This is a genomic window from Streptomyces bobili, assembly GCF_002154575.1.
GTDB lineage: Bacteria > Actinomycetota > Actinomycetes > Streptomycetales > Streptomycetaceae > Streptomyces > Streptomyces bobili.
Window position 1 is genome coordinate 1 of sequence record NZ_MUBA01000904.1, and the last position, 581, is coordinate 581.

Genomic DNA, 581 nt, shown 5'->3' on the forward strand with positions numbered 1-581 from the left:
CCACGCCAACTGCGCGATCTCCTCCACCACCACCGCACACGCGTCCGCCACCGGGTCGATCAGCGGGAAGTGGCCGACGTCCTCCAGCAGCGTCAGGCCCACCACCTCGCCCGCCTTGGCCGCCGCGTCCGCGTACGACTCGGCCACGGCCTCAGGTACTACGAGGTCGGTACGGCCCTGGACGAGAGTCGTCGCGATGCCCGTCGGCAGCAACAGCGCGGGGTCGGTGTACGGCCGCCGTTCCCCGAAATGAGCGTCGCCGCCCAGGAGTTGGCGAGCGGCCCCACCGCACACGGCCAGCTTGTCCGCGACCTCGAAGTCGGCGATCGGCGCGAGGGCGACGACGCCGCGCAGCGGGGGCGGCCCGTCGACGCGCCAGGGCGCGCCGACCGGCAGGACGTGCCGGGAGGCGGCCCACAGCGCGAGGTGGCCGCCCGCCGAGTGGCCGGTGAGGACCGTGCGGCGCGCGTCCGCCTGCGGCAGGGCCTGCCGGGCGAGGGCGGGCAGTGCGTCCAGCGCGGCCGAGACGTCGTCGAAGGTGTCGGGCCACCGGCCCGCGACCGCCCCAGCCCCGTCCCCAG

The 581-nt window shown here is 76.2% G+C and carries 1 protein-coding gene; it reads right to left on the reverse strand.

All coding sequences use genetic code 11. The annotated features are described in order from the left end of the window. Positions 1 to 581: alpha/beta hydrolase family protein (locus BZL64_RS38605; RefSeq protein ID WP_086773542.1), on the reverse strand; the 581-nt coding region annotated here is incomplete at both ends.